Genomic DNA, 26,562 nt, shown 5'->3' with positions numbered 1-26,562 from the left:
CAGGCTCGGGAAGCTGGACTTCTCGGCGCAGACGTCGACGCTGTGCTACCCACCAGAAACGTCATAGAGCCAAAAAATCGGGGATGGCGGCAGTTTTCTGCAGAGCGTCCGAGTATCCCGCGCTCTATGCCCAACAAAACCGCAGGTAGACGAGCTGCCCGAAAATTGGATACTCGGGCGGTGCGCGAAAAACTGCCGCCATCCCGGTTTTTTGTGCGCGCGGAGCCGGCCAAGGCACCCGCCGAGGCCCCTCGACCGGTTATGGGCGTGCGGTGAACCCGCCCCGACCGCTCCTTAAGGGGCGCTCGCCCCTTCGACACAAGCCTCTCGGCGTCGTACGAGCCGTAACCCTCGAATCGATAGCTCGTGTCGAGACCCCTCACATAGACGAGTTGGCCTTCGGCCCGGTTCGTGAGCGCGGCTCTCAGCAGGGCCTTAATCGCGGCGCCGCGCACGCGGTCGCGCTTCATGGTGAACGGGCTGTCGCGCGTGTTGCCGCGGCCGGTTGCTGACTGCCCGGCCCGCCATTGGTGGCAGGCCTCTGTTGGCCGCACATCCTCCCGGGCGGCAGGTCGTCGGCTTTATGGTTCGCTGTCTTTCTCGCCGCGCTCCCGCGTATACTGCCCGAGCAAGTCACCACTGGGAGGCCTCCGTTGGCCGCAAAGATAACCGTTCGACTTGGTCCGTTATCTCTGCGCCGCGGCCCTTGCGGAGCCGACGAGACGCCCGAGTAGAACGGTCGCGCGCGGTATAGTTAGCCCTACCTAACAAAGTATTTGGCGCCTCGCCGCCCGCGCGTCCGGCCTCGCCGGCAGCCCGCACGGCTGCGGCGCCTCCCGCCCAAAGGAACCGCCATGCTCACCCCGCAGATCGATACCTCGCGCCACATGCTGCCGAGCCGCGCCGCCGCGCGGACGGTCCGCGCGTATCTTGCCGACAAATACGGCGCCGATGAGGGCGCCTCCCTCTTTGAGCAGGCCGTTTATCGCTTCGAGAGCTACTGCAACAACGACATCATCCCGTTCTGCGGCGGCAAGAAGAGCCCCTTCGGCGCGGGGCTCTACAACAACATGCTGCTCGTGGCCGCTTGGGAGGTCGAGCCGCGCAAGCCTTCCGGCGAGAAGTTCGAGGAGCTTGTTTACGAGGTGAGCTTCGGTCGCCGTGGGCGCATGCAGATGCCCGCTTGGTTCAGCGGCGACAACCCGCGCGTTATGCGGCTCTTCACCGCCGTGTACAAGCGCTTCGCAGCCACGGTGCACAGGCGCTTCGAGGCCGGTGAGCTGGGCGGATATTGGGACGTGCAGGTTAATGTGAGCCCCACTCCCGGCGGCGTCCAGATGGTCTCCGGCCGTTGCCCCGTAAAGGAAACGCTCGAGCGCCTGGGCCTGTTACGGCTGCTGCGCCCCATGTGCAACACGGACTATCCCAACATGGCGACCAAGAACCTCACGCTCGTCCGGCCGCTGCTCGTGGCTGCAGGCGACGACGTCTGCGACATGCGCATCGTCGGCCCCGGAAGCGAGCTCGCCCGCACCTGCCCTCCGTACGTTGACGCAGACGGCTATATCGTCAACGACATCCCTGAGAAGTACGCGTATCGGCGCCCTTGAGGCGGGCCGACGCGAGCGCTCTGCCCAAAAATTGAACTTGACGGTCGAATTTCGGCTTCAGCCAAAGTAGCCCAAATTGAGGCGATGCTCCTACCTGCGGTTTTTTATCCGTGGTATGGCGGGGTACTTGCGCCTCCGGTCGGAATCGACCGTCAAGTTCGATTTTTTGGCGCGCGGTGCCTATCGGCGAGTCGCGCCGGCGCCGAATTCGCCGGGACGGGGCTTTTTTTTGGCGTTGCGCGGGGTCGTTGCGCGCAGGCGGGGGCTGGCCCGTGGGTTAGGGTCGGGGACTAGTCCTCGTCGTCGGCCGTCTTGCAGACCGTGAAGACCAACGCGGCCGCGGCAACGCCGATCGAGGCAAGCCCGAAAGCGGGCGGGATGCTCGCTAGGCCCCCTGCCTTGGCGAGGCCCATGCTCTGCGCAAAGGCCCCGAAGGCGGCGGCGCCGGCGCCCACGGCCACGACGACCACGGCGACGAGGGCGAGGCAAAAAAGCGGTGGCGGCGACGATGACGGTGAGGTCCTTGCTGGTGCTCATGGTGTGCTCCTTTGGTTGGTTCGGGCTTGGCCCGTTTCGATGGCACGCACTGCCGAGCTGGGCGCACCGCTTGCGCACCAGGGGCGCCTTTCGTGCCAAAATACTTTTGAGCGGGGCGCCACCTTGCCCGAAACCTAGGCCTTTACCTGCGAAAAGAGCGGCAACCATGAATTTCAACACGCGCGACGAGGCAAGAAACCAGTGCATGCTCAGCGGCCCTTTGCGCCGGCGGGGCTACGACTGGTGGTGGCACTCGTTTTCCGCGCGCGACGTGCAGACGGGCGAGGAGCGGGCGTTCTTCGTCGAGTACTTCTTGGTGAACCCGGCGCTCGGCGGCGAGCGGCCCGTGTTCGGGCAGCTGCCGGAAAACAAGGTCGCCGGGCGGCGTCCGAGCTACGTTATGGTCAAGGCGGGTTGTTGGGGAAAGGGTGCCCGCCAGCTCCACCGTTTCTTTGGCTGGCAAGAGGCCCGCGTTCGCATGGGCGCGCCCTTCGAGGTCGAGGCGGGCGACTGCTTTGCGAGCGAGACGGAGCTGCGCGGGAGCGTCGAGGTCTCGGCTGCCGAGGCCGCGGCGCATCCCGAGTGGATGTGCGGCGCGGGCTCCATGCGCTGGGACCTCAAGCTGGACAAGAAGATTGCCTTCAACGTGGGCTACGGAACCTCGGCCCCTTTGCGCGCGATCAAGGCGTTCGAGATGTATTGGCACGCGCAGGGCATGAAAACACAGGTCAGCGGAACGGTTTGGCTCGACGGGCGCAGGTACGCGGTCGACGGCCCCTCAAGCTTCGGCTACGCGGACAAGAACTGGGGGCACGGCTTCACGACGCCGTGGGTATGGCTCTCGTCGTGCGACCTCACGAGCCGGATCACGGGCGAGCGGCTGGCCGACACGGCGTTCGACATCGGCGGCGGCCGTCCGAAGGTCTTCTTTGTGGGGTTGCCGCGCAAGCTGCTCGGCGCCATCTGGCACGAGGGCCGCGGCTTCGAGTTCAACTTCTCCAAGTTCTGGACGGGCTCGCGGACGCGCTTCGAGTGCCGCGAGGAGGACGAGCGAATCGTGTGGCACGTCGAGCAGGACACGTGGGCCGCGCGCCTCGTCACCGACGTCTGGTGCGAGAAGGCCGATATGCTGCTCGTCAATTACGAGGCACCCGACGGCTCGAAGCGCCATAACCGCTTGTGGAACGGCGGCAACGGGCACGGCCGGCTGCAGCTCTTCGAGAAGCGTGGGCGCGAGCTCGTGCTCGTCGACGACATGGACGCCGCGCACGTCGGCTGCGAGTACGGAGAGTATGATTAGCGCCCGATTGGACGGCGTTTTGCGTCCTGCGGCGGCCTAGCGGGCCTCGACGTTGGGATTCGCGGCCACGACGCGCTCGAGCTCGGCGATGTAGCGCCCGACCAGCTCGGTCGGCCGGCGCTCCTCGTGCATGATGTAGCCGACGCGCATCACCGGCGCATCCTCGAGCGGAATGCTCACGATGCCCGACTGCATCTCGTCGGTGAGCACGCCGGTCGACAAGGTATAGCCGTTATAGCTGGTCAAAAGGTTGGTCAACGTCGCGCGATCCGTGTAGCGGATGGTCTTTGAGCACGGGATGTAGGCCAGCGGCTCCTCGGAGTAATGGAAAGAGTTCACCGTGCCCTGCTCGAAGTTGTAGCGCGCGTACGGCGCGAGGTCGCCGAGGCGCACGGACGCCTTCGCCGCGAGCGGGTGGCCGGTGCCCACGAACACGTGGACGTCGGCCTCGAAGAGCTCGCAAAACGCGCACCGGGCGTCGGCGAGCGCCCGCCTGAGCACGCGCTTGTTGAAATCGTCGAGGTAGATCACGCCGACCTCGCTGCGGAACTGGCTCACGTCCTCGATGATCTGCGCCGTCGTGGTCTCCCGCAGCACGAAATCGAACTCCGCGCCGCGGAACTCCTCGACCACGTTGACGAAGGCCTGCAGGCTGAAGGCGTAGTGCTGCGTCGAGACGGCCAGCCGGGCGCCCGCGGCTTTCTTCTGCTTGAAGCGCTGCGAGAGGAGATCGGCCTGCTCGACGACCTGGCGCGCGTATCCGAGCAGCTCCGTGCCGTCGTTCGTCAGCGTGACGCCGCGGTTCGAGCGCGTGAACACCTCGACGCCGAGCTCGCGCTCGAGCTCGCTGATGGCCGCCGACACATTGGACTGCGACGTGTAGAGGTTGCCGGCGGCGGCGTTGATGGAGCCGTACTCGGCGACGGCGATGAGGTAGCGGAGCTGCTGGAGCGTCATGGTGTTCTCCCCGGCGTTGCGTGCGACGTCTTGTATTCGCTGCCAAGAATAACCGAGTTATCGACGCTCTCGATAACGAGTCACAATGACGCAACGCACGGCCATCGGCCCGGGCTCGCGCACCACAGCCCGCGCCCCGCGCGCACCGCCTAGTAGCGCACCTTGAACTGGGTCTCGCGGGCGTCGACCGGCTCGTCTTCACGGTCGGCCACGGTGTAGCGCGCGTAGCGCGCCATATTCTCGGCGAGCTTGGTCGCAAAGGCCCCGAGCTGCTCCTGGGTGCCCTGCAAGACGAGCGTGACCGAGCCGTCCTCCTCGTTGCGCACCCAGCCGGTGAGCCCGAGCGTCCCCGCGACGCGTTGCGACGTCCAGCGAAAGCCTACGCCCTGCACCTGCCCCACATAGCGGTACCTGCGGCGGATTAACGCCTCGCCGCTCTCGTTGAGCACGGGCACGTCGGGCGCGGGCTCGGGGTCGGGCGACCCGCCGCCGCGTGCCTCGTGGATCAGGTTGGCGATGGACTCCGCCGCCGCGGCCCCGCGGCGCTCCTCTCGTCTCCAGAACATGTTGAGGTCTCCTTCGTCTCGGCCCGATGCATGCTTCAGCTCTACAATACTATGGAGTTTATCGCCCTCACTTTATGGCCGAGAGGACCCAAATGTCCGCAATCTGCAACATCATGTGCGATTCCACCTGCGACTTCACCGCCGAGCAGGCGAAGGAGCGCAACGTCACCATCCTGCCGTTCCACTACGTCGAGGCGGGCAAGCCCGACGGCGGCCTGTGCGGCGACGACGACCTGTTCCAGTCCCGCAGCGCCCACGACTTCTACGAGGCCATCCGCAACGGCGCCGCCCCCATGACCTCGCAGCCCTCCCAGCTCGAGTACGACGAGGCGTTCCAGGCCGCCTACGAGTCCGGCGTGCCCACCGTCATGTTCTGCATCTCGAGCGGCATCTCCGGCGGCTACAACGGCGCCGTCGCGAGCCTCGACCGCCTGAAGGAGGCCCACCCCGGCGAGCAGATCCGCATCTACGTCGTGGACACCCTCATCGCCTCCACCGCGCTCACCTTGCTGCTCAACGAGGCGTGCAACAAGCGCGACGCCGGCATGAGCGCCGAGGACATCGTGGCTTGGGCGCAAGAGGCGCGCTTCCGCGTGCGCGTCATGTTCATGGTCGAGGACCTCGATGCCCTTCACCGCGGCGGCCGCGTGCCCAAGGGCGTGGCGGTCGTCGGCGACGCGCTGGGCGTCAAGCCCCTTCTGCACTTCAACCTCGACGGCACGCTCGGCATCCGCGGCGTCGCCCGCGGTCGCAAGAAGGGCCTGAAGAAGCTCGTCGAACACTACCAGAAGAACCACGAGCTCAACGGCGAGGCCAACGTGGTCGCCGTGGGTGACGCCGACGTCGCCGAGGACGGCTTCAGCGTGGCCACCAAGCTGCGCGAGCTCGACGACAGCCTCGAGGTCCTGCGCCCGACCATCGGCCCGACCATCGGGTCGCATGTTGGCCCTGGCATGATCTCGATGGTGTTCTGGGGTCCCGACCGCCGCAAGTAGCCGCCCGCTCGCGCACGGCGCCCGCCTGCGCCGCCCGCCCGCGGCGTCCCGCTCGGCGCCTGCTCGCGCGCCGCCGCGTTCCGTAAGCCTCGCGCACATTGGGTAGAAGGCCACATAACGGCCCGCCCGCAAAGGAGAAACCATGGGCTTCACCAGACGACAGTTCCTCGCGTTCGCCGGCCTCGCCGGCGCCTCCGGCCTCGCCGGCTGCTCTCGCCCGACCGATCAGAAGCAGCCGGACGACTCCGGCACCGACGCTGCCCCCGCCGACGTCGACCTCGAGGAGTTCAAGGACCTCGCCATCAACATGGAGTCCTGGAAGTACGACGAGGAGAACGACTGCTACTACCAGCTCGGGCTCAAGTACTGCACCAAGCCCGCGACCAAGACCTACGAGTCTCTCGCCATCTTCGTGCCCGGCAAGTTCTTCACAGGCGAGAAGAGCGGCTCCGCTTACAAGTGCTCCGTCAACGAGAAGGCCGTCGTCGGCAACTTCACGCCCGCCACGGCGCCCGTGGTCATGCCCGTCAACACGGGCACCCTGGCTGCGCAGCAGAGCCCCACGACCTACGAGTACACGGGCCTCGGAACCTATCTTGAGCAGGGCTGCGTTTACGTGTACGCGGGTTTTCGCGGCCGCTCCGCCGGTGTCGACACCACCTCCGGCTCCACCGACATGTACCCCGGCGGCGCCCCGTGGCCCGTCGTGGACCTCAAGGCAGCCGTGCGCTACCTTCGCTACAACGCCTCCGAGCTGCCCTTCGACGTGAGCCGCGTCTTTGTCTTCGGCTTTTCGGCCGGCGGCGGCGTGAGCGCCGTCATGGGCGCCTCGGGCGACGCCGAGGCCTATCGCCCCTACCTCGAGAGCATCGGCGCGGCCACTCACGACGCCAAGGGCGCCGAGCTCTCCGATGCCATCGCCGGAAGCGCCTCTTGGTGTCCGGTCACGAGCTTCGATGTGGCCGACGCGGCCTACGAGTGGGCCATGGGCCAGCACTCGAGCGCTGACCCCCGCGCCGAGGGCACCTGGCGCACCCAGCTCTCGCAGGGGCTCGCCGGCGCGTACGGCGCTTGGGTCAACGGTATGGACCTGCGCAACGCGGACGACGAGCACCTCACCTTGGACGAGTCCGAGGGCGGTCAGTACACGATGGGCAGCTACGCCGATGAGCTTCTCTCGCAGGTGAGCGACGCGGCCACGTATTTCGTGCAGAACACGCCCTTCCCGTACACGCACACGCCGCAGCACCTCGACGACCCGATGTTCCCGGGCGACCCGAACCTGCTCTCGACGCGCGCCTCGGCGCAGGCCGCTGGCGTGGGCGGCGCCGTCTCGGCTGCCGACACGGCCGCGAGCGCCGAGGCCGCCGCGAGCGTCGACGTCGCAGCGAGCGTCGACGCGGCCACGGGCGAGGTCGACGCGTCCGCGTCCGACGCCGCCGCTTCTCAGCCGGCTGGCACGACCACGGTCCAGTCGACCATCTACGACACCCCGAGCAACTACTTCGCGGCGCTTAACTCCGACTATCGCTGGATCAACTACAACATCAAGCGCAATGTCGTCACGGTCCAGAGCCTGGGCGACCTCTCCAAGCACGTCCGCCCGGCCGAGATGCCCTGCTCGCCCTACGATCGTCCCGACCGCTCGTCGAAGTCCAACCAGCTCTTCGGCATCGGCGAGGAGAGCACCCTGCACTTCGATGCCATGGCCGGCGAGCTCATCGAGAAGAACGCCTCGACCTACGCGACCTGCAGCGATTGGGACGCCTCTTACGAGAGCGCCTGGAGGCTCGACCTCGCCAAGCAGGATTCGCTCGAGACGACCATGGCGGCCCGCGTCGACATGATGAACCCGCTCTACTGGCTCTCCGGCGCCTATGCGGGCTACGGGCAGTCGGGCGTCGCTGCCCACTGGCGCATCAACGAGGGCGTCTTCGATACGTTTGTCTCGCCGTGCACGGCGGCCAACATGGCTCTTGCGCTGGGCAAGTACGACGGCGTGTCCGATGTGGCCTACACCCCGGTCTGGGGCCAGGGGCACGTCCTCGCCGAGCGCTCCGGCAGCCCCGCGGGCAACTTCGTCGCCTGGGTCGTGAGCTGCTGCTCGTAAGGTTGGCGCGTCCTTGGCGCCTCCGCGGGGCCTCGGGCTCAAGCAGGCGTTGAGCATCGCGTGTACGGCTGGCTTCAAAGCATTTACAATTTCGTGCGGTGGGCTTCGGCCCGCCGCGCGTTTTTCTTGCCAAGGAGAAGCCCCGAAAGGACCCGCTATGCGCCTGCCCGTCGCCGACCTCACGCTTACCCGCCGCCAGGCGCTCAAGGTGCTCGGTGCGGCCGGGGCCGTGGCGCTCGGCGGTTGCGCGGCGCAGCAGGGGAGCACCGCGGGCCAGGGCGCCGCCTCCGCTGCGGGCCAGGATGCGGGCCAGGGCGCCGACCAGGGCGACGCCTTGGCAGACGCCGATGCGGGCTCCGACGAGCCCGCGGCCGCCCCCGAGCCCGCCCCCACCACGGCCGAGAAGCTCCTTGCGTCCATGACGCTCGAGCAGAAGGTCGCGCAGATGCTCTTCGTCACGCCCGAGCAGCTCGCGGGCGTAGAGCTCGCCACCAAGGCGGGTCCTCTTACCCAAGCCGGCATGGCCGACCTGCCCGTCGGCGGCGTCATCTACTTCAGTCAGAACATCAAGGGTGACCAGCAGCTTCGCGACATGCTGAGCGGTACAGTCAAGTTCTCGCGCGCCTCGGGCGTTGGCATCCCGGTCTTCACCGCCACCGACGAGGAGGGCGGCAGTCTCGTCGCGCGCGTGGCCAACTCCGGCTTCTTCGACGTCGAGCACTTCTCCAACATGTGGTGGATCGGCCAAGAGGGCGATCCGACGCGCGCTGCATACGTGGGCAACTCCATCGGCTTCTACCTGCGCGACATTGGTTTTACCCTCGACTTCGCGCCCGTGGCCGATGTGCTCACCAACCCCTCGAACCCCGTGATCGGGCATCGCTCCTTCAGCTCGGACCCCCAGGTCTGCGCCGAGATGGTCGCGGCCGAGGTCCAGGCCATGCTCGCCACGGGCATGCTACCCTGCGCCAAGCACTTCCCTGGCCACGGCGACACCCGGGGCGACTCGCATACCGGCGCCGTTTATTCTTGCCGCACGGCCGATGAGCTGCACGAATGCGAGTATCTACCCTTCCAGGCTGCCGTTGAGGCTGGCTGCCCCTTCATCATGGTCGGCCACATCCAGACCCCCAACGCGGCCGGCGACGGCCTGCCCGCGACGCTCAGCCACATCATGATCGCCGAGGCGCTGCGCGGACGGCTCGGGTTCACGGGCGTCGTGATCAGCGACTCCATGAGCATGGGCGCCATCAGCCAGAACTTCGAGGTCGGCGACGCCGCGGCGCGCTTCGTCGAGGCAGGCGGCGACATGGTGCTCATGTCGCCGGACCCCTGGGCCGCGCGCGACGGTATCATTGAGGCCGTTACGTCCGGGCGCCTCACCGAGGACCGCATCAACGAGTCCGTGGCCCGCATCATCGCCGCCAAGCAGGCGGCCGGGCTGGTCGAGGCGTAGCACCCGCAAAGGAGCGCCCATGTCCTTTGGCCTCAAGACCGAGGCGTCCTTCGACGCCGCTCATTTTCTCGCCGACTACTACGGCAAGTGCGAGAACCTCCACGGCCACCGCTGGCGTGTCGTGGCCTACATCGAGCAAAACGAGCTGCAGGTAGAGGGCACCATGCGCGGCATGGTGCTCGACTTCGGGGTCTTTAAGAAGATCTTCCGCGCGCTTGTCGAGGAGTACGACCACACCTTCCTCGTGGAGGAGGGGACTTTGAAGCCGGCGACCATCGAGGCGCTCGAGGGCGAGGGCTTCAGCCTTACAATCGTGCCATTCCGTACCACGGCCGAGAATCTCGCGCGCCACTTCGCCGACGAGCTCATCGCGCGCGGGCTGCCTTGCTCGCAGATCGATGTGTATGAGACGCCGATGAACTGCGCGACGTATAGGCCGTAAGGAGGCGCCTGCATGAACTGGGTCCTCGCGGCCGCGGCTTCGGCGCTCTTCGCGGGCCTCACGTCGGTTCTGGCAAAGGTTGGCATCGCGCATACCGACTCCGACGTGGCCACGGCCGTGCGCTGTGCGGTGGTGCTCCTGTTCAGCTGGGTCATGGCGGCCATCTCGGTGGGGGACGTGCCGGCGGCGCTGGCGCAGATCTCGCCGCGATCGTATGCGTTCCTTGCGCTCTCGGGCCTGGCCACGGGCGGCAGCTGGATCTGCTACTTCGCCGCGCTCGCGGAGGGCGACGTGAACAAGGTCGTGCCCATCGACAAGTCGTCGACGGCGCTCTCGGCGCTTCTGGCCATCGTGTTCTTCGGCGAGACGGGGCATCTGGGCGTCAAGCTCGCGGCCATAGCCGCGATTCTTGCGGGCACGCTGATGATGGTCGAGAAGAGGCGGACGGCGGGCGCCCCGGCGGGGCAGGGGAGGCGCTGGGTCCTTCTTGCCGTCGCGGCGGCGGTCTTCGCGGCGCTCACGTCGGTGCTTGCCAAGGTGGGCGTCTCGGGCGTTGACTCGAACCTTGCCACGGCCGTGCGCACCTGCGTTGTGCTCGTGATGGCGTGGGCCATCGTCGCCGCGCGGGGCAAACTGTCGCTCGTGCGGAGGTGCGACCACCGTGAGCTGGGCTTTATTTGTGCATCCGGCGTGGCGACGGGCGCAAGCTGGCTCTTTTATTACTACGCGATCCAGGCGGGCCAGGTCAGCGTGGTGACCCAGATCGACAAGCTCTCGATCCTCGTGTCAATCGGCTTCGCGCGCGCCGTGTTCACCGAGCGGCTCGGTCGCCGCGCCGCGGCGGGCCTCGCGCTCATCGTCGCCGCGACCCTCGCCATGACCGTCTGGTCGTGAGCGCCGCCGCGCACCCCAAAAAACTCGAGCAATACCAATCCGCGGCGGACCTCCATTGGTATCGCTCGGGATTTTGGAACAGGCGCCGACTTTGCGGTACGGTGCGGCGTCGGCGACTGCGTCAACGGCGCGCAGATGGGCGAGGCCCCCATGGACCTCGTGGAATAGAAGCTCGCAGAGTAACATTCATGGGGGGACCATGCCTACATTCACTTTCAGAAGGGGGTCGACCAATGGACCTGGACAACAACCTGACCCGCCGCGGCTTCCTCGTCAGCGCGGGGACCGTGCTCGCGAGCCTTACCGTGCCCCTTGTCTCCGGTCCCGCGGCGGCTTTCGCGGATGAGGTCGTGCCCGCCGAGGAGGACGTGCCCGCCTCCGAGACCGCCGCTTCGAAAATCGTCGTCGTCCACACCAACGACGTGCACTGCAGCATGGTCAACGAGAAGACGAGCCTTGGCTACGCGGCCCTTCTGGACTATGTGACGCAGCAGCGCGCCGCCCACGGTGAGGCCAATGTCGTCCTCGTCGACGCCGGCGACAATCTCCAGGGGAGCTCGTCGGCTATGCTCACCGAGGGCGAGATGCCCGCTCGCGTCATCGGCGCGTGCGGCTATGACGTCATCACCTTGGGCAACCACGAGTTCGATTACGGCGCGGAGAAGCTCTTCCAGCTGCGCCAGACCGAGGGCAGCGTGCCCTTGGTCTGCTGTAACTTCGTCGATGAACGCACTGACGAGCGCATTTTTGACGCCTACCGGGTTTGCGACTACGAGGTCTCGGGCTCGACGGTCCGCGTCGGCTATGTGGGCGCCGTAACGCCGTCTACCCTCTCCTCGTCAAAACCCACCGCCTTTGCCGATAAGGACGGCAACCAGATCTGCGGCTTTTGCGGCGACGAGTCAGGAACCGGGCTTTACTCGGCCGTTCAGGCCGCCGTCGACGCAGCGAGAGACGACGGCGCCGATTACGTTGTGCTGCTTGGCCACCTTGGACGCAAAGGCGTGATGGAGCGCTGGAGTAGCAAGGCCGTCGTGGCCAATACCTCCGGGATCGACCTCGTCGTGGACGGCCACTCGCACGAGATGTACATCGAGAAGTTCAAGAACAAGAATGGCATCGACGTCGTTGTCTCGCAGACCGGTTGCCAGTTCTCGAGCTTCGGGCGCATCGAGATCGATCCTTTTGCCGGCACGGCGACGGTCGCCCTCGACTCCTCCGGCCTGCCCGCGGCAGCCGAGCTCATCAAGCAATGGGACGGCAAGGACGAGAAGATGGAAGGCCTTATCGCCGAGTTGGAGGCCGGGGTTGCCGAGCAGAAGAACAAGATATACGGGGAGTCCAAACACAAGCTCTGCGCCTTCGAGGTCGACGGTTCGTATGCTGTGCGAAAGCGGGAGACGAACCTCGGCGACTTTGTTGCCGACTCCATCTACTACTCCGCCGCGAACATGGGCGAGGACTGCGACATCGCCTTTATCAACGGTGGCGGTCTGCGGCACGACCTTGCCGCCGGCAAGATCACCTACGGGAACCTCATCGACGTGTGCCCGTTCGCGAACACAGTTGTGAGCCTCAAGGTGACGGGGCGGCACATTCTCAATATGCTCGAGGTCGCGGCGGCTAGTTATCCCGAGGCCTCTGGTGCCTTTTTGCAGGTATCCGAGGGATTCTCGTACACCATCCGCGAGGACGTGGCCTCGTCGGTCGTGTACTCGACAGACGGCACCAAGTTTGAGAGCATTTCGGGCGAGCGCCGGGTGAGGGACGTGAAGCTCCACGGTGAGGCGCTTCTTGAGGATAAGGAGTACACGATCTGCGGGCCTGACTTCGTGGTCCAGCTAGGCGGCAGCTGCATACCCAAACCCGAGAATTGGTCGTCGGCACGTATGCTCTTCGTGGACACGCAGGCGCTCATCAACTATTTCAGCGAGTCGCTCAAGGGCGTTGTCGGCGACGAGTACGCCGACGCCTTGGGGCAGGGGCGTATCCGGATTACCGATCACGATGAGGCCGCCGATGGCGGGAGCGGGTCGTCCAGCGGCGAGGAGCCTGCGGGCGGCGGGACGGCGGGCGGCGGCAAGACGACGGCCGGCAACGCGGCCGCATCCGGCTCCACGGCCACAAAGGCGACACCTGCTTACCGCAGCGTGCCGGCCACGGGCGACGCTTCTCTCGATGCGCTTTCCGGCGCTTTGGCGAGCGCGGCCCTTATCGGCGCCGCGGCATTCGGCTTTGTCGACGAGGAACGCTAGATGACCACGCCGTTGCAGTGGTCTATCTCGTGCTGGATAATCTCGGCGACGAAGCCAGTGAAGGTGATCGTGCGCTCGTTCCAGCTGTCGTCGAGGTAGCGGACCTTGATGCGGCGATAACGCGTGCACGGGCGGGTGCCTTCCAGCGAGAGGCACCCCTCCTCGGTCTCGTAGGTGCCTACGCCCTCGAGGATCTCGGGATTGTACATGAGCATGTTACGAGCGCCGTTGTTCACCACGATGATGCGGCGGCGCGCTCCGATCATGTTCGCGGCCATGCCCACGCAGCGCTCGGCGTTGGCGGCCAGCGTGTCGAGAAGGTCGTGCCCGATCTCGCGGTCCTCGGCCGAACCGAGGATGGCGGGCTCGCTGGGAACGCGGAGCAGCATGGGGGAGTGGACGATCTCGCGGATCATGGGATGGGTGCCTTTCGCCGTTGGTGTGCAACATTCAATTCTGCCACCGCCACCGGCGGTTGAAAAGTGCCATTCCCCCCAGAAAATGGACAGTCCACAAACCGCTGCAAAAAAGACAGTCTTCCGGACAGCCTCCAATCCGCCCTCCCCTCAAAGATCGGAAGCCTTCCAAACTTTGAGGAGAGGGGTTAGCGGTGGCCGCGGCGGTTGTTGGCGCCTTGGCGGCCCTGCGCGGCGCGGTTGCGGCCGGCGGTGTTCTGCGCGCGACTCATGCCGCCGGGCTTGTTGCCCTGGGGAGCGCCGCCCTTCTTGCCGCCCACGCCGGAGCCGCGGCTGGCATGCCCGCCGTTGTTGCCCATCTTGCCGCCTTTGCCCTTGCCGCCGGCGCCGCCCTTGGGCGGGTATGGCCGGATCAGGCACTTCGGCCCGAAGCCGATGAGGTCGGTGCGGCCCGCCTTGCGCAGCGCCTCGTTGACGAGCTGCCAGTTCTCGGGCTTGCGGTACTGGATCAGCGCGCGCTGCATGGCCTTCTCGTGGGGGTCGCGCGGCACGTAGATGGGCGACATGTCGCGCGGGTCGAGGCCCGTGTAGAACATGCAGGTGCTCATCGTGGAGGGCGTGGGGTAGAAGTCCTGCACCTGCTCGGGCATGTAGCCCATGTCGCGCACGGCCTCCGCCAGCTCCACGGCCTCCTTCATCGTGGAGCCGGGGTGGCTGCTGATGAGGTAGGGCACGACGTACTGCTCGAGCCCCGCGGCCTTCGTCGCTCGCTCGAAGCGGCGACAAAACGCCTCGTAGACGGCGCGCGATGGCTTGCCCATGGCCGAGAGCACCGTGTCGCTCACGTGCTCGGGCGCAAGGCGCAGCTGGCCCGAGACGTGGTGGCGCACGAGCTCGTTCAGGAACTTGTCGGACTTGTCGGCCAGCGTGTAGTCGAAGCGCACGCCGCTGCGCACGAAGACCTTCTTGACGCCCGGGAGCTGACGCAGGTCGGCGAGAAGGTCCGCGTAGGAGTCCTCCTCGACCACCATGTTGGGGCAGAGCTTGGGCCACATGCAGCGACGATTCGAGCACACGCCGTGCTTGGCCTGCTTGTCGCAGGCGGAGCGGCCGAAGTTCGCCGTGGGGCCGCCCACGTCGGTGATGTAGCCCTTGAAGTTCGGGTCGTGCGTGAGCGCCTCGGCCTCGCGCATCACGGAGTCGTGGCTGCGCACCTGCACAATGCGGCCCTGGTGGAAGGTGATGGCGCAGAAACTGCACTCGCCGAAGCAGCCGCGGTTTGCCGCGATGGAGAAGCGCACCTCGTCGAAGTCGAACGCGGGCACGCCGCCCGCCTCGTCGTAGTCAGGGTGCCAGCCGCGCGCATAGGGGAGCTCGTAGACGGCGTCGAGCTCCTCGGTGGTCAGCGGCGCCGTGGGCGGGTTCTGCACCACGTAGAGGTTGTCGGCAGGGTAGGGCTCCACGAGGCGCTTGGCCGTGATGGCGTCCATGTTCTCGTACTGCACGGCGAAGCTCTCGGCGTAGGCGCAGCGGTCGGCGGTGAGTTCGTCGAAGGTGGGCAGCAGCTCGTAGTCGTAGACGTCGTCGAGCGAGCGCGCCTTGTAGGCCGAGCCGGCGATCCAAGTGACATCGCTTATGGCCACGCCGCCGTCGAGCGCGTCGGCCATCTCGACGATCGAGCGCTCGCCCATGCCATAAAGCAGCAGGTCGGCACCCGAATCGAGCAGAATGGAGCGCTTGAGCGAATCGGACCAGTAATCGTAGTGGGCAAGGCGGCGCAGGCTCGCCTCGATGCCTCCGAGCACGATGGGGGTGTGCTTGTGCGTGCGGCGGATCAGGTTGGAGTACACCACGACCGCGTGGTCGGGACGGGCGCCCATGCAGCCGCCGGGGGTGTAGAAGTCCTTTGACCTGCGCTTCTTTGCCACGGTGTAGTGGTTGACCATGGAGTCCATGTTGCCTGCCGAGACAAGGAACGCCAGGCGCGGCTCGCCGAGTGCGTTCACGCTCTGCGGGTCGTGCCAATCGGGCTGGCAGATGATGCCCACCTTGTAGCCGTGGGCCTCGAGCTCGCGGCCGACGATGGCCATGCCGAAGCTCGGGTGGTCCACGTAGGCGTCGCCGCAGATGTAGACGAAGTCGCACTGGTCCCAGCCGCGGGCCTCCATGTCGGCGCGGCAGGTGGGAAGAAACGCCTCGCGCCCCGGGCGGCCCTTGGGCACCTTGGCGGTGGGCTTGGTGTTCTGGTCGTGCTTCTTTGGCGGCTTTGCGCTCATGGGGTCCCCTTAATCGCGTTGCCATCCATGGTAACAAGCGTCGATGGGTTTGGCGCCCCGGGCGATTTGTGGCGCATGCGTGTAGGCGAGGTGTTGGGATTGTGTACCTGACCTGCGAGTGATTGAGACTACGTCAGGCGGGAACAAAGTAAGTACCTTCTTTCCTTGTAGCCCCCGCCGCTCCCTTCCTCGGCGGGGGTTCTTTATTTGGCGCCGGCACCTAGCCCCCCAGGCGCGCCGTGGAGGAGCGGCGGATAATCTGGCCCGCGATCTCAAAGCGCCTGGGCGCGGCCTCGGGGTTCTCGATGCGGGATAGCGCCCTTTCGACAACGGTGCGGGCGATGCCCTCGATGTCCTGAGCCGCCGTGGTGACGCCGCCTGCGATCACGCGGTTCCAGGCAAAGTCGTCAAACGTGGCGATGCGTACGGGCGCCCCGTCAATACCAGCTGGCTGCGGCTCGTTTGCCTGGAGCGCCTCGACGAGCCGCAGGAACACGAGGCCGTTGATGGCGATGTACCCGCACTTCTCGCCCGCCTCCGCAAGCCAGCCGCACTTATCGCCCCTAAGCTCAACGACGCGCCCCTCGACGCCCAGGCGCCCCGTCTCCTCAAGGAAGCGCGCGGCGCGCTCGCGGCGGATGGAGCTTGTCTGATTGGTCTCGCTCACCAGGAAGAGCTTCTTGCACCCGCACCCCGCAAGCTCGCCCACAAGCCCTGCGACCAGGTCTTTGTTGTTTGAGGTCACAAGGTCCAGACCACCTCCGGTCACGTCTCTGTCCAGAAGCACCACGGGCAGGCTCAGGTTTGCCTCGCGCAGGGCCCGATCGTTTTCCCCGCAGGTGTTGACGACAAGGGCGTCGGCCCCGGCGGCAACCAGTCGGTCTACCGCGGCGGCCTCCGCCTCGGCGTCGTTTCCGGTGACAGCCGTCATGAGCGAGTATCCTTGCGCCGCTGCCTCGTGCGAGAGCGCCTCGAGCATGGCCGACGAGTAGGGGTTCGAGATGTCCGCGAGAGCGACGCCCAAGAGCTGCGAGCGGTCGGTGCGCAGGCTCCGCGCCGCGGCGAGCGGCCGGTACCCTGTGCGCGCCACCACCTCGGCGATGCGCGCGCGGGTCTCGTCGGTCATGGCGCCGGGCGTGTTGTTGAGGTAGCGGCTCACGGTGGCCGCGCTCACGCCCGCCTGCTCGGCTATGTCCTTGATCCTTACGCGCGCCACGCCGTCCCCCCGTCCCGCCGCCGAGGAATTTTGCCCTCGGGCGAATTTCCCATTGCCAATCGGTGCGCTTCGACTATACAATAGCTCGCGATGTAACGTAATCGATTTCGTAAATCGATTCCCCAAAGGTACGCACCAACGAAAGGCTGGAGGCAAGAATGGCGATCTCCCCCGATTCCCTCGTCCTCGCGTTCGGCGAGATCATGATGAGGCTCTCGCCCAAGGACCACCTGCGCATCGAGCAGGCCACCGAGTTCGACGTCCGCTACGGCGGCGCGGAAGCCAACACCGCGCTCTCCCTGGCCTACCAGGGCGACAAGTCCGCGTTCGTCTCCGTCGTGCCCGCCAACCGCATTGGCGACTGCGCCCTGCGCAGCCTCATCGCCTACGGCGTCGACACCTCCCGCGTCGTGCGCGGCGGCGACCGCCTGGGCTCCTACTTCTTCGAGCTCGGCGCCTCCCAGCGCGGCAACGGCTGCGTCTACGACCGCAAGTACTCCGCCATGAGCCTCGCCCCCCGCGGGGTCTTCGACTGGGGAGCCGCGCTCGAGGGCGTCGGCGTCTTCTACTTCAGCGGCGTCACCCCGGCCGTTTCCGACGAGATGGCGGCCGCCTGCAAGGACGCCCTCGAGGCCGCCCGCGCCCGCGGCATCCTCACCGTCTGCGACCTCAACTACCGCGGCAAGCTTTGGAGCCCCGAGAAGGCCCAGTCCGTCCTCAAGGGGCTCATGCCCCTCGTCGACGTGTGCGTCGCCAATGACGAGGACGCCCCGTCCGCCCTCGGCATGGACTGCGTCTCCGGCTCGCTCGCCCACGGCATCGAGGAGCGCGACTCCTACGTCGAGATGGCCCGCCGGATCTGCGCCGAGTACGGCTGCCGCGCCGTCGCCTCCGTTGTGCGCAACGTGTCCAACACCAACCGCTCCAAGTGGATGGGCATGCTCTACCAGGCAGAGGGCGACCAGCACTGGTTCAGCCCCGTCCACGACGTGCACGTCCTCGAGGGCGTGGCCGCCGGCGACGCCTTCAACGCCGGCCTGCTCCACGCCATGCTCAACGGCTTCGAGCCGCAGGAGGCCATCGACTACGCCATCGCCGCTAGCATCCTGAAGCTGACCATCCGCGGCGACTCCAACCTCGTGACCGAGGCCGAGATCAGCGCGACCGCCTCTTCCGGCGGCGCCACCCGCGTCGCCCGCTAGCCCGACCCACGCCAAAGAATGGACAAAGGGACAGTCCCTTTGTCCACAAAGAAAGGATCCGCCCATGTACGAGGATTTCTACGAGAGGCTCCACGAGCTCGCCATCGTCCCGGTCGTCGTGCTCGATAAGGTCGAGGACGCCGTGCCGATGGCCCGCGCCCTGGTCGCCGGCGGCATGCCCTCCGCCGAGGTCACCTTCCGCACCGCCTGCGCCGCTGAGTGCATCAAGGCCATGCACGACGAGGTCCCCGAGATCTGCGTCGGTGCCGGCACCGTGCTGTCCGTCGAGCAGGTCGATGAGGCCGTTGCCGCCGGTGCCTCCTTCATCGTGAGCCCGGGCTTTGACGCCGACGTCGTCGCCCACTGCATTGAGCTCGGCGTGCCCGTGCTTCCCGGCACCGTGACCCCCTCCGAGGTCACCGCCGCCCGCAAGCTCGGCCTCACCGTCACCAAGTTCTTCCCGGCCGCCCAGTACGGTGGCCTGAACACCATCGGGGCCCTGTGCGCGCCCTTCGTCGGCCACCGCTTCATGCCCACCGGCGGCGTGAGCACCGGCAACGTCGAGGAGTACCTTGGCAACCCCAACATCATCGCCTGCGGCGGCACCTGGATGGTCAAGCCCGCCCTCTTCGCCGACGGCGACTTCACCCCCGTGACCGAGGCCTGCAAGGGCGCCATGGAGGTCGTGGCCAAGGTCCGCGGCTAAGCCCCTAGCCCCAGAGCCAGATTGTGCGCGGTCGCAAGCAACTAAGCCTGCGGCCGCGTTTTCTGTTTGTTTGCGTGGCGGGTAAAAGCCGCGGGTCCCCTTTGTCAACGGCTGATATACTTCTCCAGTCAACCGCAGTATAGAGGGGGTGTCACATGGCCAAGGAGCCGGAGAGCCTGCAGAGCCAGGCATATGACCTGATCCGCGAGAGGATCGTCTACGCCGAGTACGCCCCCGGCGCCAAGCTCGGCATCAAGGAGCTCTGCGAGGACCTCGGCCTCGGCCGCACCCCGGTCCGAGAGTCGTTCCTGCGCCTGCAGCAGGAGGACCTCGTGGAGACGCGCCCCCAGAGCGGCACCTACGTCTCCAAGATCAACCTGGCCTTTGCCGAGGCCGCCCGCCTTTGCCGAGAGACGCTTGAGCGCGAGATGATCGTCGGGTGCTGCGTCAAGGCTGACGCTGCCGCGCTCACCCGCATCGACGCCGCCATCAGGACGCAGGAGGAGGCACTTGCCGCATCCGAGAAGCGCGCCTTCTTTGAGGCGGACAACCTCATGCACCGCGCGTTCTTCGAGGTGGCGGGTTACTCCGTGGTCTGGCAGTGGCTCAGCCTCACCAACACCCACTTCGAGCGCTACCGGTGGCTCTCGGCCAACACCTTGGGCATCGACCCCGAGGAGGTCATGGGCCAGCACCGCGCCATGCGCCGCGCTATTGCCGAGAAGGACGCCGGCTACGCGTCGTTTCTCGTCCGCGAGCACCTTCAGAAGTCCCGCTCCGACTACGCGAAGGTCGTGGCCGAGTACCCCGAGTACTTCGAGGGCGGGGCGGATTTCGCGCGCTAGCCGCTGGGGCTCGGGTACCCGCTTATATATCAGTGGTATTCAGCGCATTGCACAGCGCCCGAGATGATTGTTCGCAGGTCGGAGACGAGTTTCTGTCGGCTATCCCTTACGCTTACCGTGAATTCTTGACCGCTTGCGGCGACAAACGAAGACTTAACAAGCCAAAGTGATATACCAGTTAAAGTAATCAAAGTACGTAACTGGGAATTCGTGCGAGCATCACCTCGAGAAGGGACCTTACATGGCTTCGCTTTCGCTCAAGAACTGGCAGGACTGCAAAGAGGAGCTCGCCGCCGCAGGCGTCAAGCTCCCGGCATACGACGCGGGCGCCGTCAAGGCCGCGGGCATGGAGCAGCCGGTCTGGATGCACTTCGGCGGCGGCAACCTCTACCGCGCCTTCCACGCGCAGATTGCCAACGAGCTCGCAAACAAGGGCCTGCTCGACCGGGGCGTCGTGGTGGCCGAGACCTTCCGTCCCTTCACGCTCGACGAGGTCTACGCCCCCTACAACTACGACATTCTCCAGGTCGTCATGAACTCCGACGGTACCCTCGACGAGAACCTCATCGCCGTGACCGCCGGCGGTTGCTTCGCCAACTCCCAGCGCCCCGAGGACCTTGCGCGCGCCAAGCGCTACTTCGAGTCGAGCGAGCTGCAGCTCGTCACCTTCACCATCACCGAGAAGGGCTACAGCCTGCGCGACGCCGCCGGCGAGCTCATGGGCTACGTCAAGGCCGAGCTCGAGGCCGGCCCCGACGCCGCCGCCAGTTCCATGGGCATCGTCGCCTCGCTGCTGCTCGCCCGTTTCAACGCCGGCGCGGCCCCCATCGCCATGGTCTCCACCGATAATTTCTCCCAGAACGGCGCCCGCTTCCGCGAGGCCATCCTCACCGTCGCCCGCGGCTGGCAGGACAACGGTCACGTCGGCCAGGACTTCGTCGATTACGTCTCCGACGAGTCGCGCGTGAGCTTCCCGTGGTCCATGATCGACCGCATCACCCCGAACCCCTCGCCCGAGACCGAGGCCGCCCTCAAGGAGCAGGGCTGGTCCGACCTCGACCTCATCAGGACCTCCGGCCCGACCTTCGCCGGCTTCGCCAACACCGAGGCCTGCCACTACCTGGTCATCGAGGACTCCTTCCCCAACGGTCGCCCCGCGCTTGACGCGGGCGGCGTCATCCTCTGCGACCGCCAGACCGCCGAGCGCGCCGACACCATGAAGGTTACCGCCTGTCTGAACCCGCTGCACACCTGCTTGGCTGTCTTCGGTTGCCTGCTGGGCTACGACCGCATTTGGAAGGAGATGGAGAACGCCGACCTCGCGAGCCTGGTCCACCACCTCGGCTACGACGAGGACCTGCCCGTGGTCGTCGACCCTGAGGTCATCGACCCGCAGTCCTTCATAGACGAGCTCACGGGCGAGCGCCTGGTCAACAAGTCCCTGCCCGACGCTCCGCAGCGCATCGCCACCGATACCTCCCAGAAGGTCGCCATCCGCTACGGCCACACCCTCAACGCCTACCTGGCCGATGGTAAGGACGTCTCCGGCCTCACCTACATCCCGCTGACCATCGCCGGCTGGCTGCGCTACCTCATGGGCGTGGGCGACGACGGCAAGCCCTTCGAGTGCAGCCCCGATCCGCTGCTCTCCGAGCTCCAGGCCCACGTTTCCGGACTTGAGCTGGGCAGCGTTGACGCCGAGGCCATCCACGCGGCAGCCGAGCCCATCCTCTCCAACACCGAGATCTTCACCCTCGACCTTTATTCGGTCGGTCTCGGCGAGAAGATCGAGGGCTTCCTCGGCGAGATGCTCGCCGGCACCGGCGCCGTCGCCGCCACCATCCACAAGTACCTGTAAAGCGCCCTGCGCCTTTTGATAAAGGAGACTGCCATGCAGCTCAGCTTCCGTTGGTACGGACCCGAGTCCGAGAAGATCACCCTCGAGCAGATCGCCCAGATCCCCGGTTGCAAGGGCATCGTCGGCACGCTCTTCGACATCCCCGCGGGCGAGGTCTGGCCGCGCGAGCGCATCCACGCGCTGCGCGAGCAGGTCGAGGCGGCCGGTCTCAAGCTCGAGTGCATCGAGTCCGTCAACGTCTCCGACGACATCAAGATCGGCCTGCCCACCCGTGACGCCCACATCGAGGCCTACAAACAGACCATCGAGAACCTCGCCGCCGAGGGCATCAAGTGCATCTGCTACAACTTCATGCCCGTCTTCGACTGGGTGAAGTCCGACCTGGACTACACCTTGCCCGACGGCTCCAAGACCCTCGCCTTCGTGAAGGCGAACATCCCCGATGACCCCCAGGAGATCATCGACCGCGTGGCCGACGGCTCCGGCGACCTCACGCTTCCCGGCTGGGAGCCCGAGCGCCTGGCGCAGGTGCGCGCGCTTCTCGACGCCTACAAGGACGTCGATGAGGACAAGCTTCGCGAGAACCTCGTGTACTTCCTCGAGGCCATCATGCCGACCTGCGAGAAGTGCGACGTCAAGATGGCCATCCACCCCGACGATCCTCCGTACTCCATCTTCGGCCTGCCGCGCATCTGCAAGAACCGCGAGGACCTCGACTGGCTCTGCAACGTAGTGGACACCCCCTACAACGGCATCACCCTGTGCTGCGGCTCCATCGCCGAGGACCCTGCGAACAACGTCTACGACATCCTGGACGAGTTCTCCGCGCGCGGCCGCATCCACTTCGTGCACATGCGCAACATCAAGTACATCAGCCCGGAGGTCGCCGGCAACAAGGACTTCTACGAGGCGCCGCACCCCAGCGAGTACGGCTCGCTCGACCTCGTGCGCATGATGAGCGTCCTGCACAAGAACGGCTTCGACGGCTACATGCGCCCCGACCACGGCCGCATGATCTGGGGCGAGACGGGCCGCCCGGGCTATGGCCTTTATGACCGCGCCCTCGGCATTGCCTACATCAATGGCGTGTGGGAGGCCCTCGACAAGACCGGCGACGTCTTCAAGGCCGGCGAATAACATGCAGTTCAACGACGATTTTCTGCTGACGACCGAGTGGGCGCGCAAGCTCTTCCACCGCCATGCCGAGAAGATGCCGATTATTGATTACCACTGCCACCTCGTGCCGTCCGAGATCCACGAGAACAAGGGCTACGAGAACCTCGCCCAGGTCTGGCTCTACGACAACGGTTTCGGCGACCACTACAAGTGGCGTCTTATGCGCGCCAACGGCACGCCCGAGTCCGTGATCCGCGGCGACGACGACCACGCCAAGTACCTGGCCTTCGTTGACGCCGTGGAGCGCGCGGTGGGCAACCCCATCTACGACTGGAGCCACCTCGAGCTGCGCCGCTTCTTCGGCATCGAGGAGCGCATCTGTCGCAAGAACGCCGAGACAATTTGGGAGCGCGCGAACGCCCTCATCACGACCGACGACTTCCGCGCGAAGCGACTCATCCAGCGCATGAACGTGACCTGCGTCTGTACAACGGACGACCCCGCGAGCGACCTTGCCCACCACAAGCTGCTCGCTGCCGAGGAGGCCGGCAACGGCTTCAAGGTCCTGCCGACCTTCCGCCCGGACGGTCTCATGGGCATCGACGGCGAGGGATTCTCGGCCTACTGCGACCGACTTTCCGACGTCTCCGGCATCGACGTCGTGGACTGGGAGTCGCTCAAGGCCGCCGCAGCTCAGCGCATCGATTTCTTCCACGAGGCGGGTGGTCGCCTGGCTGACCACGGCATGAACTCCTTCGTGTTCTGCCCGGCTTCCGACGAGGTCGTGGACCAGATCGTGTGCCGCGCCCTGAACGACGAGGGCGCCACGGCTGCGGAGACCGCCGCCTACCAGAGTGCGCTCGCCCTCTTCCTGATGGGTGAGTACGCCACGCACGACTGGACCCTTCAGCTCCACATGAACTGCTTCCGCAATGACTCGAGCAAGAACTTCGGGCTCATCGGCGTCGACGCCGGCTTCGACACCGTGGGCGACCAGCCCGACATGGTCTACCAGGTCAAGTGCCTGCTGGATGCGGCCGAGTCCGCCGACGGCCTTCCCAAGTGCATTCTCTACAGCCTGAACGAGTCCGACTGGCTGGGCCTTGCTTCCCTGTGTGGCGCTTTCCAGTCCGCGCCCGCTCGCCCGCGCATCCAGTTCGGCAACGCCTGGTGGTTCAACGACACCTTCTCGGGCATGAAGAAGCAGCTCACCATGTGTGCCGAGCAGGGTCTTCTCGGCAACTTCACGGGCATGCTCACCGACTCCCGCAGCTTCATGAGCTACCCGCGCCACGAGTACTTCCGCCGCATCCTGTGCCACACCATCGGCGAGTGGGTCGAGATGGGCCGACTCCCCGAGGACGAGGAGTACCTTGGCGGCATCGTTGAAGACATCTGCTACAACAACGCCCACGACTACTTCGGCTTCTTCGAGTAGGCAGTCACCTTCGGCCTGTACGCACGCGAGGGCGTGCTTTTGAAAGGGGAGCTATGCGCACCTACACCAACCTCAACGAGGGCTGGCGCTTCACCGGCCCCGCGGGCGACGTCGAGACCGTCGACGTTCCCCACACCTGGAACGCCATCGACGGCCAGGACGGCGGCAACGACTACTGGCGCGGCGCCTGCACCTACGAGCGCACCTTTGGCGCGCCGGCTTACGACGCGACCTCTCAGGTCGTCTACCTGGAGTTCGAGGGCGTGAACGCCTCTGCCGACGTCCTTGTCAACGGCACCTCGCTCTGTCACCACGACGGCGGCTACTCGACCTTTCGCGTGAACGTGACCGACGCCCTTGTCGCCGGCGAGAACTCCCTCAAGGTCGTCGTGGACAACTCCAAGAACGATCGCGTCTACCCGCAGAAGGCCGACTTCACCTTCTACGGCGGCATCTACCGCGACGTCAAGCTGCTCGTGGCCTCCGCCACCCACTTTGACCTTGACTACTACGGCGGCAACGGCGTCCGCGTGACCCCGCAGATCGCGGACGGCGACACCGACGCACGGGTCGAGGTCACCTCGTGGATCAAGGGTCCCGCGGCCGATACGGCCAACGTCCAGGTAGTTCTCACCGACGGCGACGGCGCCGAGGTGGCGCGCGGGGAGGGCACGGATGCCACGCTGGCCATTGCAGGCGCCCACCGCTGGGACGGCGTCAGGGATCCGTATCTCTACACCGCGACGTTCACGCTTCTTGCCGCAGACGGCAGCACGCTCGACGAGGTTTCGGTCCGCTTCGGCGTCCGCAGCTTCCGTATCGACGCCGATAAGGGCTTCTTCCTGAACGGGCGCGCCTATCCGCTGCGCGGCGTCTCTCGCCACCAGGACCGCAAGGGTATCGGCAACGCGCTCGCGCCCGAGCAGCACCTCGAGGACATCGCCCTTATCAAGGAAATCGGCGCCAACACCGTGCGCCTGGCACACTACCAGCACAACCAGGTCTTCTATGACGCCTGCGACGAGGCCGGTTTCGTGGTCTGGGCCGAGATCCCCTACATCTCCGAGCACATGCCCAACGGCCGCCAGAACACCCTTGACCAGATGCACGAGCTTATCGTGCAGAACCACCACCATGCGAGCATCTGCGTCTGGGGCCTCTCCAACGAGATCACCATCTCGACTAAGGACAAGGCCGACATGCTGGACAACCACCGTGTGCTGAACGACCTCGTGCACGAGATGGACCCCACGCGCCCGACGACCCTTGCCTGCTACGCCATGTGCGGGCCCTTCAACAAGAGTGCTTTCGTCTCCGACGTGGTCGCCTGGAACCTCTACCTCGGCTGGTATGTGCCTGGTCTGTGGCTCAACAAGGCGTGGTTCGGCTTCTGGCGCCTCGTGCACAAGAACCGTGCCATCGGCATGAGCGAGTACGGCTGCGAGGCCATGCCCAACCTCCACTCCGAGAAGCCTCGCCGCAACGACCACACCGAGGAGTATCAGTGCGTGTACCACGAGTACATGCTCAAGTTCTTCGACAAGCGCCCCTACTTCTGGGCCACGCACGTGTGGAACATGTTCGACTTCGCGGCCGATGCGCGCGACCAGGGCGGCGAGCCCGGCATGAACCACAAGGGCCTCGTGACCTTCGACCGTAAGACCAAGAAGGACTCCTTCTTTATCTATAAGGCCTGGTGGAGCGATGAGCCGTTCGTCCACGTGTGCTCCAAGCGCTTCGAGAGCCGCTGCGCCAAGAGCATTACGGTGAAGGCCTACTCCAACCAGCCGTCCGTCACCTTCTACGTGAACGGCGAGAAGGTCGAAACTGTGGCCGAGAACCCGAAGGACCCGCATGTCTTCCGCCTCTTCATCCCTCTGCCCGAGGGCGAGTGCCACGTCGAGGTTGTGGCGGGGGAGTGCCGCGACGAGGCCACCTGGCGCCGCGTGAGTACGCCGAATCCCGCGTATAAGCTCGTAAAAAAGAAGGGCCAGCAGAAGAGCAACTGGGCCGACAACGAGTAGCGGCCAGATCCACCTGCGCAGACGCGGCCCCGCGTTTATCTCAGACTCAGTTTCGCCGTTCAGAAATCGTCTGAGACAAACGCGGGGCCGCCTTACGAACCCGTTCCACGACGCTCGATCAGTTTTCGATGGTTAAATTCAAATCCCCGAGTAGCGACCGTTCGTCAACTGGGCAAATGCGACCGAATTTGGGCCCCAATACCGGCGAGTTCCGATTTAACCATCGAAAAACTGAGCGAATGCGAAATCCCCCCTCCGTTTTGCCTCCGCTTCGGTTCCTCGTGCATTGCTTGCAATGAGATATCAGATTGCCACCTATTGCTGGTCTGAAATTTTGGGTACC

Annotated in this window: 21 protein-coding genes; 15 read left to right on the top strand and 6 right to left on the bottom strand. The window is 65.9% G+C overall.

Going from position 1 to position 26,562, the window contains the following annotated elements; genetic code table 11:
* Positions 1-854: 854 nt before the first annotated feature.
* Positions 855-1,610 carry an L-2-amino-thiazoline-4-carboxylic acid hydrolase gene (locus tag U5709_RS08855; protein ID WP_321971286.1) on the top strand — a complete coding sequence of 252 codons (756 nt, stop codon included), beginning with the start codon at positions 855-857 and terminating at the stop codon, positions 1,608-1,610.
* A gap of 290 nt (positions 1,611-1,900) precedes the next feature.
* Here the strand turns inward: U5709_RS08855 and U5709_RS08850 are convergent, their stop codons facing one another.
* On the bottom strand, positions 1,901-2,071 hold the full coding sequence (locus U5709_RS08850; RefSeq protein ID WP_321973232.1) for a hypothetical protein: 171 nt from the start codon (positions 2,069-2,071) through the stop codon (positions 1,901-1,903).
* Positions 2,072-2,313: 242 nt separating this feature from the next.
* Here U5709_RS08850 and U5709_RS08845 point away from each other — a divergent pair, with 242 nt between their 5' ends.
* Positions 2,314-3,447 (top strand): tocopherol cyclase family protein, encoded by a 1,134-nt coding sequence (locus tag U5709_RS08845; RefSeq protein ID WP_321971284.1) that lies wholly within the window; start codon positions 2,314-2,316, stop codon positions 3,445-3,447.
* A 36-nt stretch (positions 3,448-3,483) separates the two neighbouring features.
* On the opposite strand, the gene U5709_RS08840 is transcribed toward U5709_RS08845, so the two are convergent.
* Both U5709_RS08840 and U5709_RS08835 read right to left on the bottom strand, forming a co-directional pair.
* Entirely contained in the window at positions 3,484-4,404 is a 921-nt protein-coding gene (locus U5709_RS08840) for a LysR family transcriptional regulator (RefSeq protein WP_321971283.1), read from the bottom strand.
* 149 nt (positions 4,405-4,553) lie between these two features.
* Positions 4,554-4,970: an acylphosphatase gene (locus U5709_RS08835; RefSeq protein WP_321971282.1), complete on the bottom strand. Its 417-nt coding sequence runs from the start codon at positions 4,968-4,970 to the stop codon at positions 4,554-4,556.
* Between the two features lie 92 nt (positions 4,971-5,062).
* Here U5709_RS08835 and U5709_RS08830 point away from each other — a divergent pair, with 92 nt between their 5' ends.
* The 6 genes from U5709_RS08830 (at position 5,063) to U5709_RS08805 (ending at position 13,122) form a co-directional block, all read left to right on the top strand.
* Complete coding sequence (locus U5709_RS08830; RefSeq protein WP_321971281.1) at positions 5,063-5,965, top strand: DegV family protein; 903 nt, start codon at positions 5,063-5,065, stop codon at positions 5,963-5,965.
* Between the two features lie 142 nt (positions 5,966-6,107).
* Entirely contained in the window at positions 6,108-8,075 is a 1,968-nt protein-coding gene (locus U5709_RS08825) for a subtype A tannase (RefSeq protein WP_321973231.1), read from the top strand.
* A gap of 157 nt (positions 8,076-8,232) precedes the next feature.
* Positions 8,233-9,531, top strand: a complete 1,299-nt coding sequence (locus U5709_RS08820; RefSeq protein ID WP_321973230.1) for a glycoside hydrolase family 3 protein — start codon at positions 8,233-8,235, stop codon at positions 9,529-9,531.
* Positions 9,532-9,550: 19 nt separating this feature from the next.
* Positions 9,551-9,973 carry a 6-carboxytetrahydropterin synthase gene (locus U5709_RS08815; RefSeq protein WP_321971278.1) on the top strand — a complete coding sequence of 141 codons (423 nt, stop codon included), beginning with the start codon at positions 9,551-9,553 and terminating at the stop codon, positions 9,971-9,973.
* Between the two features lie 12 nt (positions 9,974-9,985).
* Entirely contained in the window at positions 9,986-10,867 is an 882-nt protein-coding gene (locus U5709_RS08810) for an EamA family transporter (RefSeq protein WP_321973229.1), read from the top strand.
* A 233-nt stretch (positions 10,868-11,100) separates the two neighbouring features.
* Complete coding sequence (locus U5709_RS08805; protein WP_321971276.1) at positions 11,101-13,122, top strand: bifunctional UDP-sugar hydrolase/5'-nucleotidase; 2,022 nt, start codon at positions 11,101-11,103, stop codon at positions 13,120-13,122.
* Here the strand turns inward: U5709_RS08805 and U5709_RS08800 are convergent.
* From U5709_RS08800 to U5709_RS08790, 3 genes are all read right to left on the bottom strand, one after another.
* Positions 13,119-13,538, bottom strand: coding sequence for a peptide deformylase (locus U5709_RS08800; RefSeq protein WP_321971275.1), 420 nt, complete (start codon positions 13,536-13,538; stop codon positions 13,119-13,121). The genes U5709_RS08805 and U5709_RS08800 overlap by 4 nt on opposite strands.
* A 188-nt stretch (positions 13,539-13,726) precedes the next feature.
* Positions 13,727-15,814 (bottom strand): YgiQ family radical SAM protein, encoded by a 2,088-nt coding sequence (locus tag U5709_RS08795; RefSeq protein WP_321973228.1) that lies wholly within the window; start codon positions 15,812-15,814, stop codon positions 13,727-13,729.
* Positions 15,815-16,034: 220 nt separating this feature from the next.
* Positions 16,035-17,030 (bottom strand): LacI family DNA-binding transcriptional regulator, encoded by a 996-nt coding sequence (locus U5709_RS08790; protein WP_321971273.1) that lies wholly within the window; start codon positions 17,028-17,030, stop codon positions 16,035-16,037.
* Between the two features lie 158 nt (positions 17,031-17,188).
* On the opposite strand from U5709_RS08790, the gene U5709_RS08785 reads away from it, so the two are divergent.
* The 7 genes from U5709_RS08785 (at position 17,189) to U5709_RS08755 (ending at position 26,219) form a co-directional block, all read left to right on the top strand.
* The gene (locus tag U5709_RS08785; RefSeq protein ID WP_321971272.1) at positions 17,189-18,232 is read left to right on the top strand and encodes a sugar kinase; all 1,044 of its coding nucleotides are present in this window, start codon (positions 17,189-17,191) and stop codon (positions 18,230-18,232) included.
* A gap of 64 nt (positions 18,233-18,296) precedes the next feature.
* Complete coding sequence (gene eda / locus U5709_RS08780; RefSeq protein WP_321971271.1) at positions 18,297-18,938, top strand: bifunctional 4-hydroxy-2-oxoglutarate aldolase/2-dehydro-3-deoxy-phosphogluconate aldolase; 642 nt, start codon at positions 18,297-18,299, stop codon at positions 18,936-18,938.
* Between the two features lie 155 nt (positions 18,939-19,093).
* A complete protein-coding gene (locus tag U5709_RS08775) occupies positions 19,094-19,783 on the top strand; it encodes a GntR family transcriptional regulator (protein ID WP_321971270.1) in 690 nt (229 codons plus the stop codon).
* Between the two features lie 241 nt (positions 19,784-20,024).
* Positions 20,025-21,641 carry a mannitol dehydrogenase family protein gene (locus U5709_RS08770; RefSeq protein ID WP_321973227.1) on the top strand — a complete coding sequence of 539 codons (1,617 nt, stop codon included), beginning with the start codon at positions 20,025-20,027 and terminating at the stop codon, positions 21,639-21,641.
* A 33-nt stretch (positions 21,642-21,674) separates the two neighbouring features.
* The gene (uxuA, locus tag U5709_RS08765; RefSeq protein ID WP_321971268.1) at positions 21,675-22,778 is read left to right on the top strand and encodes a mannonate dehydratase; all 1,104 of its coding nucleotides are present in this window, start codon (positions 21,675-21,677) and stop codon (positions 22,776-22,778) included.
* Position 22,779: 1 nt separating this feature from the next.
* Positions 22,780-24,195, top strand: a complete 1,416-nt coding sequence (gene uxaC / locus U5709_RS08760) for a glucuronate isomerase (protein ID WP_321973226.1) — start codon at positions 22,780-22,782, stop codon at positions 24,193-24,195.
* 53 nt (positions 24,196-24,248) lie between these two features.
* Complete coding sequence (locus tag U5709_RS08755) at positions 24,249-26,219, top strand: glycoside hydrolase family 2 protein (protein ID WP_321973225.1); 1,971 nt, start codon at positions 24,249-24,251, stop codon at positions 26,217-26,219.
* The last annotated feature ends 343 nt before the right edge of the window (positions 26,220-26,562 follow it).

The organism is Paratractidigestivibacter sp. (assembly GCF_963660155.1).
In the GTDB taxonomy this organism is placed as follows: Bacteria; Actinomycetota; Coriobacteriia; order Coriobacteriales; family Atopobiaceae; genus Paratractidigestivibacter.
This window is presented reverse-complemented; position numbering and strand designations above follow the sequence as displayed.